Here is a 21122-nt window from a genome sequence, read left to right as displayed (position 1 = left end):
GAACAGAGAAGTTAAGCCCATTTGCGCCGATGGTACTACATTGTGGAAGAGTAGGTCGTCGCCTTTTTTAAACCCTTCATTATTTATTTAATGAAGGGTTTTTTTATGCGTAATAGTTACTGAATTTATAATGAATCTTAGATCTGCGTGAGTGATAGTAGTGGCATCCTTTTTATGGGGTCTCGATTATTAAGTATAAGTACTTTATAAAAACTCCCATAAAAAGATATAACGGATAGCACGGTTTTTATTTTTATTAAAAACACGCCATAAAAAAAGTCCAACTTAAAAAAGCTGGACTTAATATAATTTATGCGATTATAAGTTTAACCTTTAATGACACCTCTAGAAATTACAATTTTCTGAATCTCCGAAGTCCCTTCATAAATCTGAGTAATTTTTGCATCACGCATTAGACGCTCGACATGGTATTCTTTTACAAAACCATTACCACCATGAATTTGGACGGCTTCTACAGTATGTGTCATGGCTACTTGCGAGGCGTATAATTTTGCCATAGCACTAGACATATCGTAATTATTGCCTTGGTCTTTATCCCATGCAGCTTTCATAACCAACATTCGAGCAGCTTCAATTTCTGTATGCATATCGGCTAATTTAAAGGCAATGGCTTGATGGTTACAAATTTCTGTTCCAAAAGCTTTACGTTCTTTAGAATATTTAAGTGCTAATTCATAAGCACCTGCAGCAATACCCAGAGCTTGAGAAGCGATTCCTATTCGCCCACCAGAAAGGGTTTTCATTGCAAATTTAAATCCGAAACCGTCTTCACCTATTCTATTTTCTTTAGGAACTTTTACATCATTAAACTGTAAGGTATGTGTGTCACTACCACGAATTCCTAATTTATCTTCTTTTGGTCCAATGTCAAATCCTGGTGTTCCTTTTTCAACTATAAATGCATTAATTCCTTTATGCCCTTTATCTTTATCAGTTTGTGCAATCACTAAATATACATCGCTACGTCCGCCATTAGTAATCCAGTTTTTGGTACCATTTAATATATAATGGTCGCCTTTATCTATGGCTGTAGTTTTTTGAGATGTGGCATCACTACCAGCTTCAGGTTCGCTTAAACAAAATGCTCCAAGATATTCACCAGTCGCAAGTTTAGTTAAGTACTTTTGTTTTTGTTCTTCATTGCCATAAGCTTCTAAACCATAACAAACTAAAGAGTTGTTTACAGATACCATTACTGATGCTGAAGCGTCGATTTTAGATAGCTCTTCCATGATTAATACGTAAGAGATAGCATCCATACCACTTCCTCCATATTTAGGATCGACCATGATTCCCATGAAACCAAGTACTCCCATTTTTTTTACTAATTCATCAGGGAAGGTTTGAGTATTATCGCGTTCAATAACACCTGGAAGTAATTCTGTTTGTGCAAAGTCACGAGCTGCATCGCGAATCATAATATGTTCTTCGGTAAGGGTAAAATCCATAATAAAGAAAAATTGTTGTTTTAAATTGATTGCAAAGATACACGTTTAATAGCGTATTTTCAATATGGATTATTATTTTTACACAATATGAATAAGACCAATTATAAAGTTATAGGCGTAATGTCTGGAACATCTTTAGATGGAATTGATTTAGCATGTGTTAATTTTCAATTTGATGGTGATTGGCATTTCAAGATGACTAATTGTGAAACTATTCCGTACAGTCAAGAATGGTATAAGAGACTTCAAAATTTAACCTCGTATACCTCAAAAGAATTAAAAGATATTGACCTCAAATACACAATCTATTTAAGTGGAATTATTAATCGTTTTATTGAAAAACATGATTTAAAAAGTATAGATGCGATATGCTCTCATGGTCATACAGCTTTGCATGAGCCTAATAAAGGACTAACTTATCAAATAGGAAATCAAAAAGTAATTGCTTCACTAACTAAAAATAAAGTGGTTTGTGATTTTAGAGTTCAAGATGTAAAGTTAGGAGGGCAAGGTGCGCCATTAGTTCCTATTGGTGATAAATTGTTGTTTTCTGATTATGATTTTTGTTTAAATCTTGGTGGTTTTGCTAATATTTCATTTGAAGATCATAAGGAGCGCATAGCATTTGATATTTGTCCAGTGAATATTGTCCTGAATTTTTATGCTCAAAAATTAGGGTTTGAATTTGATGATGGAGGCAAGCTAGCTTCTACTGGAAAAGTAAACTCTAAGCTATTAGAAGAATTAAATAATCTTGAGTTTTATCATTTGAAACACCCAAAATCTTTAGGATTGGAATGGGTGAAAAAAGAAATCTTTCCTAAAATTAATACTCATAAACTCGATATAAAAGATGTCCTTAATACATGTGTCGAGCATATTGCTATTCAAATTTCTAAAGTAATTTTGAATAAAAAAAAAGCTACTGTTCTTGTTTCTGGAGGAGGTGTTTTTAATAAGTATCTTATAAATAGAATTAAAGATTTATCTCCAACTCATGACATTGTTATTCCTTCAAACGATATTATAAATTATAAGGAAGCCTTAGTTTTTGGCCTTTTAGGTGTTTTAAAAATGCGAAATGAAGTTAATTGTTTAAAAAGTGTAACAGGTGCAAAAAATGATCATAGCTCAGGAGAAATTTATCAGTCCTAAAAATTTTATAATTATAATATAAAGCATATTTAGTTTTTTATATTTGTTAATATGCAAAAATGAATGAAAATTAATGAAAAAATTACTTAGTAAGTACGAAAATAAACCACCAGAAATTGTCTTTAATTGGAGAGATTCTGAGACTGACGCTGAAGGTTGGACTGTGATCAACTCTCTTCGAGGAGGAGCAGCTGGCGGCGGAACGAGAATGCGTAAAGGTCTAGATATGAATGAGGTTTTGTCATTAGCCAAAACCATGGAGGTAAAGTTTACAGTTTCTGGACCACCTATAGGAGGTGCAAAATCAGGAATTAATTTCGATCCAAGGGACCCTAGAAAAAAAGAAGTTTTAGAACGCTGGTATAAAGCTGTATCTCCATTATTAAAAAGTTATTACGGTACTGGTGGAGATTTAAATGTAGATGAGATACATGAAGTTATTCCAATCACTGAAGAAAGTGGAGTTTGGCATCCTCAAGAGGGTGTTTTTGAAGGCCATTTTAAGCCTACTCAAGCCGACAAGATTAATCGTATTGGTCAATTACGTCAAGGGGTTATAAAGGTGATTGAAAACCCTAACTTTTCGCCAAGTGTTGCAAGAAAATTTACCGTTGCAGATATGATAACTGGTTTTGGTGTAGCTGAAGCAGTTAAACAATATTATAACATTTATGGTGGTTCTGTAGATGGAAAAAAAGCTATTGTACAAGGGTTTGGGAATGTAGGTGCAGCAGCAGCATTCTACTTATCTCAGATGGGCGCAAAGATTGTTGGGATTATAGATCGTGTAGGAGGTTTAATTAATGAAAATGGTTTCTCTTTTAAAGAAATTAATGATTTGTTTTTAGCTAAAAACGGCAATACTTTAATTGCAGATCACTTGATTCCATTTGAAGAAATTAATGAAAAAATATGGTCACTTGAAACTCAAGTATTCGCACCATGTGCAGCTTCAAGATTAATTACTCAAGATCAAATTGATCAAATGATTGATACTGGCTTAGAGGTTATTTCTTGTGGTGCTAATGTACCTTTTGCAGATAAAGAAATCTTTTTTGGTTCAATAATGGAGCATACAGATAATCGTGTAAGTCTTATTCCTGATTTTATTTCAAATTGCGGAATGGCTAGAGTATTTGCTTATTTTATGGAGCGCAAAGTCCAAATGACAGATGAAGCCATTTTTAACGATACCTCAGAAACAATTAGAAAAGCCATTCAAAAAGTATATGATAAAAACCAGTCTAAAACTGGTATTAGTGAAACCGCTTTTGAAATTGCCTTAAGTCAACTTATATAAATTCTCCTTATGGAAACAATAATTATTTTAGTATTTGTAATAGGTTATTTAGCTATTACCTTAGAACATAGCATCAAAATTGATAAACTTATTCCAGCTTTAGTTATGATGGCTATATGTTGGGCCTTAATCGCTTTAGGAATTGATCATTTTCCTCAATGGTTTGATTCCGCAAAGCATACCTTATTAGAAAACTTTGGGTTGCTTGGACATGATGAGAAAATGCATCTCATGGAAGAAACATTATTGCATCATTTAGGGAAGACTTCAGAAATTCTAGTTTTTCTTCTTGGAGCGATGACTATTGTTGAGATAATAGATTATTTTGATGGGTTTGCAACAATAAAAGGGTTTGTAAAAACAAAAAAGAAGTCAAAGATATTATGGATTTTCGCGTTCTTGGCGTTTATTCTTTCTGCAATAATAGACAACTTAACTGCGACCATAGTTTTAATTTCAATACTACAAAAAATTGTAAAAGATAGAGATGTACGTATTTGGTATGCAGGTTTAATAATCATTGCAGCTAATGCAGGTGGAGCTTGGTCTCCAATTGGTGATGTAACAACGACAATGTTATGGATTGGTAAAAAAGTAACTACTGGCCACTTAATAGGTTACTTATTTATTCCATCATTATTATGTATGCTTGTGCCAACTTTTATAGCATCTTTTCTACCAGCATTTAAAGGTGACTTAGATATACAAGAAGATGAAAATGATAAGCCGAAAAGTAAATTTAGCGCAACAATGCTTTACCTTGGTTTAGCAGGAATTGTTTCTGTACCAGTTTTTAAAACGGTAACTCATTTGCCACCATATGTAGGTATGATGCTTGCGCTTGGTGTAGTTGCTATTTTTGCTGAGATTTATAGTAATTCAAAGTTCAGTATATCTAGCCATGATTCTGCTGAAAGTGATGCTCATGCGCATCATAGTCCTGTTCATCATTCTCTGTCTAAAATAGAAATGCCTAGCATATTATTTTTTCTAGGAATTTTAATGGCAGTTGCGGCCCTAGAATCATTAGGAATATTATTCGGTTTTGCAACAACACTACAAGACACTATGCCAATGTTAGGAACCGAGTTGCATCATGAAGGTGTTTCAGATTTAGTTGTTTTATTATTAGGTGTTGGTTCTGCTGTGATTGATAATGTGCCATTAGTAGCAGCAAGTTTAGGTATGTTTTCAGAACCAATAGATAATGAGTTATGGCATTTTATTGCTTATTCAGCAGGAACAGGTGGTAGTATGTTAATCATTGGATCTGCAGCAGGTGTTGTCGCAATGGGTATGGAAAAAATTGATTTCTTCTGGTATTTAAAGAAGATTGCTTGGTTAGCTTTAGCTGGTTTCTTAGTTGGAGCTGCTGCATTTATGGTTACCAGAACTTTATTTTAATTATACTTAATTATAAAAATTAACGTTAGTACAATAGCAAAACCAATTATATATGATAAATAAAATTATACAAGATAGTCAAGAAGGTGCAGAATTATTGGCAGATGGCGAATCTGTTGAAAAAACACTTTCAATAATAGAGTTAATTTCGAGTGGTGGAACAGCAGGAATAGTAATTATTGCATTATTATTCGTACTGCTAATTGTTGCTATTTATATTTACTTTGAACGCCTATTTGCTATCAAAGCAGCCTCTAAAGTTGATTCTAATTTCATGAATCAAATTAAAGACCATGTGTCTCATGGTAAAATAGAATCTGCTCAAATATTATGTGCCCAACAAAATTCACCAGTATCAAGACTTATAGGAAAAGGAATTAGTAGAATTGGAAAACCTCTAGAGGATATTAATACAGCTATAGAAAATGCAGGACGATTAGAAATTTATGGGTTAGAAAAAAACGTCAGTATTCTTGCAACTATATCTGGAGCAGCACCAATGATTGGGTTTCTTGGTACAGTTATTGGAATGATATTGTCAATATTTGAGATTGCTAATTCTGGTGGATCAATAGATATTAAAACACTTGCTGATGGACTATATACAGCAATGACAACAACTGTTGGAGGTTTAATTGTGGGTATTATAGCTTACGTTACCTATAACCACTTGGTTGTTAAAACGGATAAGGTTGTATATCAAATGGAAGCAAATTCATTAGAGTTTTTAGATCATTTAAACGAGCCAACTTAATATGAATATTAGAGGAAGAAATAAAGTAACACCCGAATTTAATATGTCGTCTATGACAGACATCGTGTTTTTGTTGCTCATCTTTTTTATGATTGCATCAACACTAGTATCTGCTGAAGCTATCGATTTACTATTACCTAAATCGTCAAGTAAAACCACGCAAACTAAAAATGTATCTGTGAGTGTCGATAAAGATGTAAATTATTATGTAGATCTTAAAAAGGTATCAAAAGATAATTTAGAAACTGAAGTTTTAGAAAAAGTAGGAAATTCAGATACACCAACGATTACCATTCGTTCAGACCAAGATGTCGAAATGAAACATGTCGTGTATATTATGGATATAGCGAATAGAAATAAAATTAAATCTACTCTAGCTGTGAAGTCCCAATAATAAAAATATAAATGAAATACTTACAGACCAAACACGAACGCAATTCAGCTAAAATAACAACATTGATTATGCTGATTTTAATTTTATTGCTTTTCGTTGTGGGTCAAGATTATAAAGAACAGCCAGATGAATACGGCGTTGCAATCAATTTTAATAACTCAGCTCCTCCAACCGGAAATATGCAACAAGTTAGGCCTGAAAAGACTGAAGAAGTAGTAGAAGAAGTTGTTGAAGAGGAGTTAACAGAAGAAGTTGTTGAAGAAGAAGTTGTTGAAGAAAAAGAGCTTGAATTAGAAGAAACGGCTGAAGAAAAAGTAGAAGAAGAAATTGAAGAGGCTAAAAAAGAAGCTTTAGAAGCTGAAAAAATATTAAGAGAAGAAGCCAAAGAAGCTGCAGAAAAATTAAAAAGCGAGGAAGAAGCTAAACAAAAAGCTGAAGCTCAAGCCAAAGCTGAAAAAGAAGAGAAAGAGGCAAAGGCCGCAAAAGCGAAAGCAGAAAAGGAAAAAGCTGATAAAGCGGCCAAAGCAGCCAAAGCTAAAGCAGCTAGAGAAGCTCAAATAGCTAAAGATAATGCGGCAAAAGAAGCTGCAGCCAAAGCTGCTGAAGCAGCTAAAAAAGCAAATGAAGGACAAGGAGAAACGTCATTTGCTTTAATTGAAAATGTTCCTATTTACCCAGGATGTGAAGGTGGAGATAATGCATATAGAAAAAAATGTATGAGTGATAAAATTAAAGCGTTTATCACCGAAAATTTTGATACAGATTTAGCTTCAGATTTATCTGGAATTCAGAAAATTAATATCTCTTTTAAAATCAATACATCTGGTAAAGTTGTGAGTATTGGGGCCTATGCTTCAAACCCGAAGTTAGAGGATGAAGCAAAACGTGTGACTAGCATGCTGCCTAAAATGAAACCTGGAATGCAACAAGGCAAAGCCGTAGTCGTATCTTACAGTTTGCCAATTAGAATTAAATTGGAAGACTAAAAATTTATAGTATTTAATCTATAATAAGTATTTGTACTAAGGGGAAACTTCTAAATGAAGATGAAATATTTTAATACCAAACACGAAAAAGATTCAGCTAAAATAACTACGCTAGTCGTATTGATATTATTATTGCTGATTTTTGTCATAGGACCAAAATATATGGATCCTCCAGAAGAGTATGGAGTCGCTGTAAATTTTGGTACAACCGATTTTGGGAGTGGTAATGTTCAGCCTACAAAACCTATTCAATCTGAAGATTTAAAAATTAATAAACCTACAGAGCCAGAACCCACAAAATCTGAACCTACAACGTCTACTAAAGCTACTGAAGAAATTTTAACTCAAGAGACAGAAGAAGCTATAGCTATAAGAAAGCAAAAAGAAGCAGAAACTAAAGCTCAACTTGAAGCTGAAGCCAAAGCAAAAGCTGAGGCAGATAGAATTGCAAAAGAAAAACAAGAACAAGAAGATAAAAAGAAAAAACTAGATGCTTTAATTGGAGGAGTTAGTAAATCTGAAGGCGCTGAAACAGGAAGCGAAGGCGATGATGATAAAGCTGGAGATAAAGGACAACTCAATGGAAATCCATATGCGCCTAGTTATTTTGGAGATCCTGGCACTGGTAATGGAGGCGTTGGTTATGGTTTGAATGGTAGAGGCAAACCTTCAAAGAAAGTCTTTAAACAAGATTGTAACGAGTCAGGAATGGTTATTGTTAAAATTATTGTCAATAAAAGTGGAAATGTAGTTGAAGCCATTCCAGGAGTAAAGGGGACCACTAATACTGCATCGTGCTTATTAGAACCTGCAAAAAAAATTGCTTTATCACATAAGTGGAGAGCTGACAATAATGCACCAGCAAAACAAATAGGTTTTGTCAAAGTTAATTTCAATTTAGGTCAATAACAATGACGTATTTAGATACTGTAAATTGGATGTTCTCTCAACTACCAATGTATCAACGACAAGGACGCAAAGCGTATAAAAAAGATTTAACTAACACAATTCTGTTAGCTCATCACCTAAAAAAGCCAGAACTTAAATTTAAATCAGTGCATGTCGCTGGAACCAATGGAAAAGGCTCAACAAGTCATATGTTGGCTTCAATATTTCAGGAAGCAGGATATAAGGTAGGTTTATATACCTCTCCTCATTTAAAGGATTTCAGAGAGCGTATTAAGATTAATGGGAAAGAAATTAGCAAACAGGCCGTTATTGGTTTTATAAAAAGAAACAAGGCTTTTTTTGAAGCAAATAACTTATCCTTTTTTGAAATGACTGTAGGGATGGCTTTTGAATATTTTGCCAGACAAAAGGTAGATATTGCAATTGTAGAAGTTGGATTAGGCGGACGATTAGATTCTACAAATATCATTACGCCTGAAGTTTCTGTGATTACAAATATAGGTTTAGATCATACTCAGTTTTTAGGGAGTACTATACAAGCTATAGCTGAAGAAAAAGCAGGCATAATTAAGCAACATATTCCTGTAGTTGTAGGTGAAACTCAGAAAGAAACCACACCAATATTTAATAGAATAGCTTCAGAAAAACAGTCTAATATATATTATGCAGATGATATTATCTCAGAGGTGTTTCAAAGCGATTTAAAAGGAAGCTATCAAGTCAAAAATATTAAAACGGTGTTACAGGCGGTTAAAACCCTTCAAAGTTTAGGTTGGAAAGTTTCAAAAGAACATATATTCAAAGGTTTACTGCAGGTTGTTACTAATACAGGATTAAAAGGGCGTTGGCAATTACTACAAGAAAACCCTAAAGTAATTTGTGATACAGCTCATAATTCAGATGGACTTAAAGATGTTATGAATCAATTACAGAAAGAGAAATTTAAAAAACTCCATATTGTTTTTGGTGTCGTAAATGATAAGAATTTAGATGACATAATAAAACTGTTACCTGTTACAGCAAGCTATTATTTTTGTAAACCAGATATACCACGAGGCAAACCAGTTGATGAGTTGGCTAGGTATTTTAAAATCAAAGGCTATGAAGGTCAATCGTATGATTCTGTAAATGAAGCTTATAAACAGGCTTTAAAACATGCTGATTCAGAAGATTTAATCTTTGTTGGAGGTAGTACTTTTGTTATAGCAGAAATAATTTAATTTTTTTGTAAAAAATCTTTTGCTAAACCAAAAACTACTTTATATTTGCAGTCCTAATTGTTAGGGCGACTAGCTCAGTTGGTTCAGAGCACTTGGTTTACACCCAAGGGGTCAGGGGTTCGAATCCCTTGTCGCCCACAAAACACCTTTTTTCTTTATAAAAGGTAAACAACACACAGCTGAAGTGAAGCATATAAAGGCTTGTTACACAAGCCTTTTATACTTAATCTTTAAACTTCAGTACTATGCAGAAATTATTTGGGATTTTTGACACAGGAATTGACACAAGAAAAATGTTTGTGCCAATGACCTTTAAATTTAAAAAAAGAAATTACATTAACAAAGATGGATTATCCTTAGTTTACTTACACGTTTGTGCAAATAAAAGAAGAGAAAGAATTCCTCTGGACATATATGTGAGTCCTAAATCCTGGAACAACGAAAAGATGCGTGTTAAAGGAAATGATGCCGACGCTCAAGACTTAAACCTCTTTTTAGATATTGTTTGGTCTAAAATTACCAAAATAAAAAAATTCTATAGGCTCTCCTCTAAACCTTTAACTATTGATCGTTTTTTGTTTGAATTTAATAACGATATGCCTAAAACGAATTTTGTTAAATATAGTCAGGCTATATTAGAAGAAAGAAAATCAACAATTAAAAGCAGTACTTACGCTAAAGAACAATCTATACTGAAAAAATTGGAGGAATATCAAAACGAAATACTATTTTATGATATTAACGAAATGTTTTTTGTAAACTATAGACATCACCTGGCCAATCTTGGTAATAATAAAGCCACTAGAAATGGTAACATTAAAATAATTAAAAAATATTTACGATACGCTGTTAAAGCTGGAGTAAAACTTCCTGTAGATTTAGATAATGTTGTTTCAGGATCTACTCAAGGACAAAAAAGTTATCTGAATAGTGATGAAGTTAAAATTTTGTACGACTATTATTTTTCAAATCACATTCCAAAAAACCAAAAGCTATGTTTAGGCTATTTCCTTTTTAGTTGTTTTACAGGTTTAAGATCTTCTGATGTGCTCGCACAGGGCCGACACACTATTGAGTCTGGTAAATTTCAATTTACTCACGTAAAAACAGGAAAACTACAAGTTATTAAGTTAAATCGCAAAGCGATAAAAATTGTTAACCACAATAAAGACTTGTTTATTGAAAAATATTCAGCTAGCCATATACGAACCGTAATAAAAGAAATTTGCGCCTGGTTCCAAATATCCAAACGTGTAGATTACCATATGTCTAGACACACCTTCGGCACTAATTACATATTGCTGGGTGGTGATGTTACCAAGCTTCAGATATTAATGAACCATAGCGACGTTCGCGAAACTATGGTATACGTGCATTTAGCTGAGTTAGAAAAAAATGCTGAAGCAGATTTAATGGATAACATGTTTTAAGACAAGGCTTTTAAATTTATTTCTACAGACCACAAGCCGTTTTTAACGAGCTCTTTTGTAAAAGACTTAATTATCTGATATTGCTTATAAGCATATGCATGATTTTTTAATTTTAATTCTAACGCATCCTCTTCAGTCATTAAAAATTGCCAATTGGTAAGTTTAGAAATTATTCTTAACTCTAACCACTTTTCATGATCTTCATAGAACACGCTTGGCAACAATAGCCTTTCGTTAGATTGCGCTAAATTTTCTGATGTAGAACCATCAAATAAAATTAATTTTACCGTTGTTTTATCGTCTAAAAAATGATCTGCTGTAGTAATATTGTTTATAGTCGCAATAGGCAAGGGAAGTCCGTTAATGGTTATTTCGGTTGTGTCATCATTCGTAACAAACCCATCTAACAACGCTCCATATTGATCTATAAACACCTTAGTGTAAGTGTATATTTCAGAATTAATTTCTTTAAATTGTAACAAGAATGAATCTCCTTTTGAATGTGAGCGTAAAGGCGCATTTACTTCATAAGGCTCTAGGTTAATCACTTCGGATGATAACAATTTATCTACAACGCTGTTAATATAAAATTGATTATCAATAATCTCTATATCAATATTCTTCCAATTTTTCAACATTGTCATAAGCTCTCCAAAAGTAATATCTGGAACACATTCTGTAAGCACAATGTCTTCTGCAGCAACTAAAGTTGTAATTAAATCTCCTGACTCATCATATTTGGCTATTTGGCTTATGGTTAAATCCGCGATACTTTCTTCCGTAATAGACTCTCCTTCATCATCAATATATCTACTAAGCTGATAACTAAACACCTCTATAACTCCAGAACCTCCATTAAAATCTACATTTAAGTCTATTTGATGGTGTCTTACTCTTATCCTAGAATAAGAAGTTCTTTCGTAATTCAAAATGATTTCGCCATTAAACTTTATACCTATGTAGGCAGGTCCAATTCGTCTCCTAATTAAATTTCCTGCTATTTTATATCTTCCATGATCAGTCAGCGTAATAGTTTCACTATAATGACCATATTTGTACGGACCAAAAGAGCCAACAAACCAGGGATGCAAATAAGGACCGTCATCTTCGCTAGTAAAATCTTGCATACCAAAGAACAACTCTTGAGAGTTCGCATTTATAGCAGAATAATACAAGCTCATTTCGCTAAAAAGCGCTTGTTTAAAATCAGGATCGTCTTTAAATGTTCCCGCAAGTTCATAACCCGCATCTTCAACTGCGGTTTTTATTACATGCATTAAATAGGGTTGTGGTTGCATAATGTTTCTGTTTTCAGAAATGCTCTCTTCTTCATTAAATGTGTTTTCTAAAAACGCACCATCAACTCTTTTGTTTATAACTCCTTCAAAATACGCCCATTGCTCTGATTCTGTATCATACTTATTTGTGTGAACTTGCACAAAATTATAATTCACTGCAGGATAAGATTGGATTATAATAGTTTCTGCGTGTGCATAAATTGTGGTTTCAGAAAGATCAACCGTTTCTAATGGTAATTCTTTTAATTTTTTATTATAATTTGGAATTTCTTCTAATCCAAATTTAATAGTAATAGATATGTCTAGACCTTTATCTTCTTCTATTTCTAAAATAGCTTCATGTACTTTGCCATTATAATACAAATCGCCAACAAAATATGTTTCAATACTCAGACTGGTTCCTCTAAGAATGTCGCCAAACACCACGTTTAATTCTGGTGTTAGGGTTAGCTCTATAGGAAACGTATATCGTGTTACAAAGCGGTCAGAAAACCAACTGTTTTCTTCATTAACAATAACTTTGTAGCCTGATAAGTCTAGCTCAAATGCACTATGTATGAATTTCAGAATCATTATTTAAGTTTATGTTAAATTCAACAGTAAGCTCATATATTTCTAATGTAGAATCTACATTTTCAAATTTTTTATTAACCGGTATTAATTCCACAACACTGTCTGAAGAATCAGATAAAATCCATGCACGTTTTGCAGAAAGCAAACCATCTATACGCTTTACATTTTCTTTTAAAATAAAGCCGGTATTAATAAACATATTTTGAGTCCTTTTTACATCCACTTTTTTAAGCTTTTCTAAAAAGTCCTGATAGCTTTTCACTGTGGTGTTATCATATTCTAAAGGTAATTTAAATTCTCCTGTAAACTCCATGATTTCAAGCACTCTGTGTTCGTTTTCCCATGCAACATGAAAGCTTTGATTACTTTCAGGGAAAACACGATATATTTGAGACAAGTAATTAGCCGAATCATCGAACCACGAAGTAGTGGCAAAGCCTTCATAATCTTTATATAATCTTATTTCAACCACATCACCAGGACTATAAGTATTAAACTTATGACGATACCCAAACAGCCTATTATAACCAGGAGCATGATTAATATTATATTCAAACTCACCGTTTTTATATACTCTCAACCTGTGATTAGACTCTTTATAAAAATTAAACATGGCATAACTACTAGGCGTTACCCGAAGATCTTCTCCGTAATAATTTAATAAAATAGCGTCTGTAAACATTCTTTTTGGCTTTCTACCAGAAATAAATTTTAAATCTGTATAATTCACTACATGATTTAATTCAGGATTACTCTTGTGTAAAAAACTGATGCCTAAATCTACTTCACAAGGCGCATAATAAGTTCTAAAATAAGCGGTTTCATCTGCAACCGTAGTGTTGGCTAAGGTTTCCATATCTATAAGCGACACGCTTAACAATTCTTTCATAATATTATCTAGAACTTCACCTATAAAAAACGTTGCTTTAGAAGCAAATAAACCCATTAAATATTCTAACACCCTAGAATTTGAAACTCTATATTTGTAATTATAATATGTAATATCTAAGCTTATTTGAACTTGAAAATCAACAGACTCATAAAATGTTGATATTGTATCATGGTCTTTAGTGAAATTTATAGAGTCTTCTGACAATCCTAAAACAACATTTTCGTAAACATTGTGTAAAATTTCTATTTCATAATCTACACCTAATAAAGTTAAAGTAACAACGCCTTCATAAGTTCCTGCCGTTAAATCGTCACTATTAATAGGTTTGATGGACACAGATTTTAAAAATCCATCATATATTACTTCACAGATTATCCATGTAGGATGAGCAAACGTTATTGTTCCAGGTCCATTTACTTCTACAGATTGAGCTTCAGCTTCTCTTATGTTTTTTATAGCAGAAAACTCTAAAAATGTTGGAGTTAATAATGCTGTGGAGGTTTCATACAATTGAACATACAGATCTAAAGGGAGCCACTCTGAAATTGCTGCATTATAACCATATGCAAAACCAGTATAATATCCGATAGGCTCTAACTCTATAGTTATTGCTAAAGTTATATTTACTGTTTGAGAATCTGAGCCTTGGTATTTTGATATGCCATCAACAGTTTCTTGAAACACTAAATTACCGCCAGAAAGCGCAAAGCGATCAACAACACCAATTATAAAAGTTCCTGTAGCCGAAATATTAAAAGTTTGAGATGCTGGTAATGATTCGCCAACAATATGTTCAAAATTTAAACTTTCTGGAGATAATACAACAGACTCAGACGGTGTTTCTCCTGATATTAATAATCTAAAAAAATAAATTTTAGTATCTAACAGTTCTTCGCTATCATCCTCTAACACTCCGTAAACCAAGAAACCAATTTTAAAATTATATAATCCAGGAAGCGCTAAAAATAAATTTGTGAAAGCAACTTCATTTGTCACTTCTAAATTCTCTTCTGATAATACGTAACCGGTTGGTTGAGCGTCTTGAATTTCACCTTCTAATTCCATTAAGCCTTCATATGCTTCACCTCCTAAAGTAACTAAAGAACTTGTTTTAATTTTGAAACTAACATAATCTGAATCCGCATAAGAAGTAATATAATCATGTATGATTGTATCAATTTCGAAATTTGAAGGATCTGCGTCACCTATTTCATAATTCATTGTATATGGTGGAGAAGGTGAGAACTCCCAGTCTGCGCTTGGCGGCCTACTTACTGAACTTGATGAAAATTCCGGTTCGCTATGTAACTCAATATTATACGCCATTTTAATTTATGTTTAAAGGTACATCTGATGAGTCTTGTACCTGTATTGTGTCAACTGTATTTATAGTTCCTAAATCATCTGTTAGCCAACATTCTAAAAAAATACCTTTATATGTCATTTGAATTCTGTCTGAAAACTTAACCGCAGAAGCTCCTAAATATTTTGCTATTTCATTTCCGAAAAAATTAAACTTTTTTAAATCATCTGTTATAAAAGGAACTACTTTTACAGGTGTTGCTGAGGCTCCATTTATGATTTTAGCCACAGTTCCCGTTAAACAAAAAGAGGTAGGCACTTCTGTTTCATACTTTAAAGTGAGTTGCTCTAATATATTATTACAAACTACATTTAGCAGTTTATTTTTAAAAACTTCTTGAACTGAAAAATTATTATAAGCCATACTATCGTTTTGATTTATTTTCTATTTTTTCTAATGCCTTTATATCATCCCTTATTTTTTTTGCGTTTTGGTAATTTCTTTCCAAGTACGCTTCAATACCATGATCAATAATATACTGTAAGAGATCTGTGTTTTTTTTAATTACATGTAAAAGCTCTGTATTAACTGTGTTATTAAAACTAGAAGATTCCTCTTGCTGAGGATTAGACTTATATATTCCATCTTCATATCCTTTAACCCTGCCAATCTCACGATATAAACTATTTTTTAAATCTGGATTAAACTGTTTCAAATCTTCTCCATTAATAATAAGTTCTGGTGATTTTTTTCCTTGCTCTCCAGCTAAAAATACTGTTGGTTCGTCTACTAAACCTGATCTAGAAAAACCGCCATAAGCTGCATTAAATTGTTTTCCATCCTGTTCTCTAGTAATATTATAAAGTCCTTTTTGATATCCCTTTACTGGCTTGTTTTTTGCTATGATACCAACCTGAATAGTACCTAGTGTTGCTGCTAAAGCACCCATTATTAAACCAACAGGTAAAAAAGGTGTTGAATTAAAACCATTTATAGTTGCCATAGCGGCTCCAGCAATTGCATTTAACAATTGCATTTGCCAAGCGCGTTTCGCTTGTTTATATTCTAATTCAGCTTTACGCTTATCTTGTTCTTCTTCTAAAGCTTTAATAGCCGCATCGTATTGACGTCTATTAATTAAACCAGAGTCTAAAAGGTTTTTTTGCTTAATCTTTTTTCTTTCAGTAGCTGCTTCAAATTTTCTAAGTGCTTTATCTTCTTTAGCACTAACAAATTCATGATATTTAGCCCAAGCATTCATAAAAGCCTGTACTCCCATACTAGCAACACCTATAGCTCCTCCTAAATCTTCTATATTCTGAAAAGTAGTAAGCCATTGATCTGCGGTAAACCCAAGAACATCCATTTCTCCAGCTTCACCTAAATCTAGTTTACCTGAACCATCATCATCTTCGTCTTCTCCTCCTCCGGAAAGGCTGTTTTTAGCCGCTACTAATTCTTGAATTTTTAATTTAAGCGTTTCAACTTGAGCTTCAAATTCAGACTGTTGCTCTGGAGTTAAAAGCGTAAGATCAAAGCCTTCAAACTTACCTGACTCCATAAAGGAGGTTAGCTGTGCCACTAACGCATCTAAATGCTCTTTCTGTTTAACAAGCTCTTCCTTATCAAATTGTTCTTGGAGTGCTTTTTTAGCTGCGTCTAGTGTTTTAAGCTTTTCAAGTTCTTCATTGCTTATAAAACCTCGTAATTTGTTTTTTGCATCTTGAAGCTTCTTAATGCTATTTAGGTTTTTTAAAAACTGCTGCTCTCTAATAACCTTTTCGCGCTTATAAGCTTCTTCACTTGTTTTTATGTCGTCTGAATAACCTTTTTCTATAATAACACCTTTACGCAGCTCGTGCATGCTGTTTTCGTACTCGATACTTTCATTAATAGCTTTGTTTTTCTCTACCCATTCTAATTTAACCTGCTCTAAAACACTTGCTTCATTATCGCCTTCTGTTGTGCCTTTAGCTCTGGCCACATCAATTTGTTTATCTAATATTTTTAACTCCTTTTCAGCCACTAATTGTTGCTGTAATTTTTGAAGTTTAAATTTGTGATTAGCATCGTTCTGCGCCATTTCTCGAACAAAGGCATCCTGTATTAGTGCAATTCTTGCATTTTCTGCCGCTTGTTGAGCACTTAATAGCCCAGCAGCACTACCTTTAGGTAGCTTTATTTTAGATGAACCTCCTGACGTATTGAGATTTCCAGGACTTGATGTAGGCAAGGGGTTAGCATCAGGAGAAATTGGAGCTGTAGGATTGTTTTTTAATTGCGTTTTATATAATTCTTCAAGAGCTGCAATTTCTTCTTTAGTTGTATTAATAGAGTCTTGTTTGTTTTTTATCGCTGTTTCTGTGTTTTTTGATATCGCCGCTATTGCAGAAGGTCCAGACTTCATTTGATTCCATAATTGCTCATACCATTTTATGTTGTCTTGAAGACTTGAGTTTTCTTGATCTGCAAGTTCTACAGCTTTCTTTTTAATACGCTCTAACAACACATGCGAAATTGCATTTTGTTTTAAAGCCTCAATATGTTTGTTTAAAGCGTCCTTTGCTGCTAATGTATTAGCTGATTCTATGGTTAGATTATTATTGTATTCTGGAACCGTTCTGTTTAACTCATCAACAGCTTCCTGGCGTTGTTGCATAGACAATGTTTCGTCTCTAGCAACATCTAATAATAATTTTTTCTGTGTAATGGTTTCAGCTGTAACGCTTTCAGCTTCTTTTAATGCGCTATTAAATAACGACTGAGACGTTAGCGCTTTTTTAGAATTTTCTGAAAATAATAAATACGCTCCTGCAGCAGCTGTTATTAAGCCAACCACTAAACCAATTGGACTTAACATTAAAGTCCTATTAAATAGAGCCATAGCAGCTCTAGCTCTTGTAAGATTAAGTGTTACTAAATTAAATCCAGCTGATAATAATAAAGTGATAGCACGTAACGCGGTTGTTGCTACCGTTGCTGCTTTCTGGGTTAATATATATAGCCTTGTTGTTTTATCTAAAGTCCCAGTCCATAAAGCAGCTAACTTAATAGCTGTATTATAAGATATTACAGCTGCTGTTATAATAATAACAGCTTTAAGTAGAGCAACTAATCTATTTCTAAATTTCGTTACTTTACCATCTGCATCTTCACTTGCTCCAATAAATTTAGCAAACCATTCTATAAAATTATTAAGTCCATTTATAACTGATTCTGATGAAAACGCACCTATTAATCGTTTTTGTACTTTAGCAATAGTTGCCGCTAAATTATTATTTTTAATATCATACTCTGTAGTTAATGATGTTGCATCAACCAATGATTTATTTGATAATTCTATGGTTCTTCTAAAACGTTCTTGATTGTTTGCAGCAGCTCCTATTACTTTAGTCGCTCCAGTTGAGCTAACACCTAAAAATTTAAGAGTTTCACCAATATCTGTAGCATCCATTCCTTTTAATCCTTTAGAGAACTGAAGGAAAAACTCTAAGGGATTAGTGTTTACTAAATCTTTAACTTCTTTTTGGGTGATCCCCATAACCTTAGCAAACTTATCTGTATTGTTTGTTACTTGACTAAGCACAATACCATACGCTCTAGAAGATATTTCAGCCTTAATACCTGACTCTTCAAACGCAGCCCCTAATGCTAACGCTTCTCCAACTGTAGGTTTTAACGCTTCAGGTAATGATCCAACTCTTGCAGCAAATTCTGCTAAATTATCTTCGGTTGCATTTCCTGCTGCACCTAAATCATTAATAGAAGAACCAATCGCATTAAAGGCCAAGTCTACATCTAAATCTTTAGTTTCTTTAAATAAGTTTTTAAGAATCCCTAATTTACTTGCAACCTCTTCAACGCCTCCAGGAAACGAATCGCCTAAAGCCACTGTAGCCTTATTCATTACCTCTACAAAATCTGAAATTTCTTCTTTAACAATACCAACACGACCACCTTCTTCAGCAATTTTTAGTAAATCAATTCGCTGCGTTCGTGTTTTTAGAAGTCCGAATGATTTCGTTAAATCATCAACTTCATTCTTAGTCATCCCCGTTGTTTTTTGAACATCACTCTGCGCGTCTGACAACTTACCGTTGTAGTCTATCATTTTTTGTAATGTTAACACAACGCCAGTTCCTGTAGCTATAATTGAAGCGCCTAAAGCTGCATATTTATTAAAGCTATTAGCTACTTTTGATAGACTTGATTCTGAAGCTCTAGAATTAATAGATAATTTTTGTAACTGAGTATTAACTAATTTTAAATCTGCTTGAAGCTTTTTGTATTTCCCAGATCCAGGTATCATATTGTTTAATGATACACGAAGCTCTGCGGCTCTTTGCCTAAGTTGACGCATTGAAAGACCAGTAATACCTATCTTATTTTGTAATGCAGAGATTTCTAGCTTATTACTTTTTAATTCTGCATTATTTTTTTTAATTTCCGATGTAAGGTTTTTATACTCTTGGGTTGTTTTCTTCCCTTGAGCTATTAATTTAGCTCTTTCTGCATATAATTCCTTATTTGTTGTTTTTAATTCGCGTTGGCGCTTTTCAAGCTTAAACAGTTCTGCTTGCGCTTGATTGCCATTTATAACAACATCTACTTGAAGTTTTTCGCGAGTTAACTTACCGGCCATAATTAAGTAATTAATTTATAGCAATGTAAATCGAGGAAATGGTTATAGTTGTGACATGACAGAAAGTGCAAAAAAAAATCAACCTATAGGTTGATTTTGTAATTGTTTTAAAAAAAGGCTATTCATCTAAAGTAAAATCTTTAGTTAAATCATGCGTGACGAATTGATCATCGTCTTCTAAAACAAGTAAATTGTCTTGAAGTTTCCATAAACTGCCTTCGTCTACGTGGATGCCTTCTATACTAATAACGTCTATGCTGTTTCGGTACATGGCTCTTGGATTTTAAGAGTTGGTAAATCTTCGAAATGCTCTGGCTTGAATGTTATTAATTCGTCCAGTAAGCGTTCTAAGAGCGAATGATGAAACAAGGTGTCGCGCCTATCTTGTTTGTTATCTGCTAGAGAGGAATCTAAATAAGCAGATTTCATCTCGTTAAGAGAATCTTTAATTTTTTTAGGCTCCCACTGGTAAACGGTGTCTCCCCAAGTTAATAAAGTGTTGGCTAATTGCAACGTGTTTTTTGGTTGCTTTTCTGTGTTTGAATTTTCTTTTGACATAATCGAAAATATATTAAAAGCGAAGCTTACCCTTAGATGTGTCAAAACAGTCTAGGACTGGATTCTCTTTCGTTTCCTTCAGAGCACCATAGATAAGCTTCTATCGTTAATAAAATATAGTTTCGGATTTCTCCTAGCTGTTTTGACAAAGCAAACATAAAAAAATTATTAATACAATATGCGTTTGCACATGTAAAAATAATGATAATTCACTTGTAGTGAATTAATTAGATGTTAATATTTACAAGGAGTGAATTATTCAAAATTTTGACTACTACTTAATCTAATATATTTACCAAATATTATAAGATAAATATTATGAGTTTGCTTGTCAACCAATCTATCTAAACGTTTTCCGTCTATTCTAAGAGTGCCCATCCATCCAGAATTTAAGTTAGCAATTGAAAATAAGCCTAAATTGGTAAAAGATAAATCAAACACTGGTGAGAAATAACCTTTACTAGATTTAATTATTGGAGAAGCATGCTTGAATGTTCTCGCCATGTAGAATTCAGTTAAAGGTTCTCTGCTATTATCTACCTTGTTTTGAAATTCTGATTCTGAAACATTAGAGACTAAAAGAGCAATAACTAATATTACAAGTGATATTATTTTCCATTTCTTCATAATAAATAATTTAAAGGTTAGGATATAAATATAAAAAAACCTGCATTAACAGGCTTTAGTTTAGGGATTAAAAAATTTTTTGAATGTGATTAAAAAAAACGATCGCTTCTGTTCGACGGGTTTTACAGTTTGCATAGTCGCTTGTTAGAAAAGCCTCTAACACTGTTTTAATTGTTTTTTTGTGGTTACTAGACGTGTTAATTTCTAG

Annotated in this window: 17 protein-coding genes and 1 tRNA gene; 10 read left to right on the top strand and 8 right to left on the bottom strand. The window is 33.1% G+C overall.

Features of this window, described 5'->3' with window-relative positions:
- Window positions 1–326: 326 nt before the first annotated feature.
- Entirely contained in the window at window positions 327–1469 is a 1143-nt protein-coding gene (locus tag ACFS5M_RS14200; protein ID WP_183490228.1) for an acyl-CoA dehydrogenase, read from the bottom strand.
- An 87-nt stretch (window positions 1470–1556) separates the two neighbouring features.
- Between ACFS5M_RS14200 and ACFS5M_RS14195 the strand changes: the two genes are divergently transcribed.
- From ACFS5M_RS14195 to ACFS5M_RS14150, 10 genes are all read left to right on the top strand, one after another.
- Window positions 1557–2624 carry an anhydro-N-acetylmuramic acid kinase gene (locus ACFS5M_RS14195; protein WP_183490225.1) on the top strand — a complete coding sequence of 356 codons (1068 nt, stop codon included), beginning with the start codon at window positions 1557–1559 and terminating at the stop codon, window positions 2622–2624.
- Window positions 2625–2697: 73 nt separating this feature from the next.
- A complete protein-coding gene (locus ACFS5M_RS14190) occupies window positions 2698–3924 on the top strand; it encodes a Glu/Leu/Phe/Val dehydrogenase (RefSeq protein ID WP_183490222.1) in 1227 nt (408 codons plus the stop codon).
- A gap of 9 nt (window positions 3925–3933) precedes the next feature.
- Window positions 3934–5328: a sodium:proton antiporter NhaD gene (gene nhaD, locus ACFS5M_RS14185; protein ID WP_183490219.1), complete on the top strand. Its 1395-nt coding sequence runs from the start codon at window positions 3934–3936 to the stop codon at window positions 5326–5328.
- A 52-nt stretch (window positions 5329–5380) separates the two neighbouring features.
- Window positions 5381–6082 carry a MotA/TolQ/ExbB proton channel family protein gene (locus tag ACFS5M_RS14180; protein WP_183490216.1) on the top strand — a complete coding sequence of 234 codons (702 nt, stop codon included), beginning with the start codon at window positions 5381–5383 and terminating at the stop codon, window positions 6080–6082.
- A gap of 1 nt (window position 6083) precedes the next feature.
- Entirely contained in the window at window positions 6084–6476 is a 393-nt protein-coding gene (locus tag ACFS5M_RS14175) for an ExbD/TolR family protein (protein ID WP_183490213.1), read from the top strand.
- An 11-nt stretch (window positions 6477–6487) separates the two neighbouring features.
- Window positions 6488–7462, top strand: a complete 975-nt coding sequence (gene tolA, locus ACFS5M_RS14170; protein ID WP_183490210.1) for a cell envelope integrity protein TolA — start codon at window positions 6488–6490, stop codon at window positions 7460–7462.
- Between the two features lie 60 nt (window positions 7463–7522).
- Window positions 7523–8371, top strand: coding sequence for an energy transducer TonB (locus ACFS5M_RS14165; RefSeq protein WP_183490207.1), 849 nt, complete (start codon window positions 7523–7525; stop codon window positions 8369–8371).
- A gap of 2 nt (window positions 8372–8373) precedes the next feature.
- Window positions 8374–9591, top strand: coding sequence for a bifunctional folylpolyglutamate synthase/dihydrofolate synthase (locus tag ACFS5M_RS14160; RefSeq protein ID WP_183490205.1), 1218 nt, complete (start codon window positions 8374–8376; stop codon window positions 9589–9591).
- 63 nt (window positions 9592–9654) lie between these two features.
- Window positions 9655–9729, top strand: a tRNA-Val gene (locus ACFS5M_RS14155).
- A 107-nt stretch (window positions 9730–9836) separates the two neighbouring features.
- Window positions 9837–11021 carry a tyrosine-type recombinase/integrase gene (locus ACFS5M_RS14150; RefSeq protein WP_183490203.1) on the top strand — a complete coding sequence of 395 codons (1185 nt, stop codon included), beginning with the start codon at window positions 9837–9839 and terminating at the stop codon, window positions 11019–11021.
- Here the strand turns inward: ACFS5M_RS14150 and ACFS5M_RS14145 are convergent.
- The 7 genes from ACFS5M_RS14145 to ACFS5M_RS14115 all read right to left on the bottom strand — a co-directional run bounded on the left by ACFS5M_RS14145 (window position 11018) and on the right by ACFS5M_RS14115 (window position 20914).
- Window positions 11018–12892, bottom strand: a complete 1875-nt coding sequence (locus ACFS5M_RS14145) for a hypothetical protein (protein WP_183490200.1) — start codon at window positions 12890–12892, stop codon at window positions 11018–11020. The genes ACFS5M_RS14150 and ACFS5M_RS14145 overlap by 4 nt on opposite strands.
- A complete protein-coding gene (locus tag ACFS5M_RS14140; RefSeq protein ID WP_183490197.1) occupies window positions 12870–15110 on the bottom strand; it encodes a hypothetical protein in 2241 nt (746 codons plus the stop codon). The genes ACFS5M_RS14145 and ACFS5M_RS14140 overlap by 23 nt, the downstream gene beginning before the upstream one ends.
- 1 nt (window position 15111) lies before the next feature.
- Window positions 15112–15510, bottom strand: coding sequence for a hypothetical protein (locus tag ACFS5M_RS14135; protein ID WP_183490194.1), 399 nt, complete (start codon window positions 15508–15510; stop codon window positions 15112–15114).
- Window position 15511: 1 nt separating this feature from the next.
- Window positions 15512–19729 (bottom strand): phage tail tape measure protein, encoded by a 4218-nt coding sequence (locus ACFS5M_RS14130; protein ID WP_183490191.1) that lies wholly within the window; start codon window positions 19727–19729, stop codon window positions 15512–15514.
- A 118-nt stretch (window positions 19730–19847) separates the two neighbouring features.
- Window positions 19848–20000 carry a hypothetical protein gene (locus ACFS5M_RS14125; protein WP_183490189.1) on the bottom strand — a complete coding sequence of 51 codons (153 nt, stop codon included), beginning with the start codon at window positions 19998–20000 and terminating at the stop codon, window positions 19848–19850.
- A complete protein-coding gene (locus ACFS5M_RS14120) occupies window positions 19982–20287 on the bottom strand; it encodes a hypothetical protein (RefSeq protein WP_183490184.1) in 306 nt (101 codons plus the stop codon). Before ACFS5M_RS14120 ends, ACFS5M_RS14125 begins: the two co-directional genes overlap by 19 nt.
- Before the next feature lie 255 nt (window positions 20288–20542).
- Window positions 20543–20914, bottom strand: coding sequence for a hypothetical protein (locus ACFS5M_RS14115; RefSeq protein WP_183490182.1), 372 nt, complete (start codon window positions 20912–20914; stop codon window positions 20543–20545).
- Window positions 20915–21122: the final 208 nt, after the last annotated feature.

It is taken from the genome of Lacinutrix iliipiscaria, from assembly GCF_042686125.1.
Taxonomy (GTDB): domain Bacteria; phylum Bacteroidota; class Bacteroidia; order Flavobacteriales; family Flavobacteriaceae; genus Oceanihabitans; species Oceanihabitans iliipiscarium.
The sequence above is the reverse complement of the archived record's forward strand: the minus strand, read 5'-3'. Positions and strand labels throughout refer to the sequence as shown.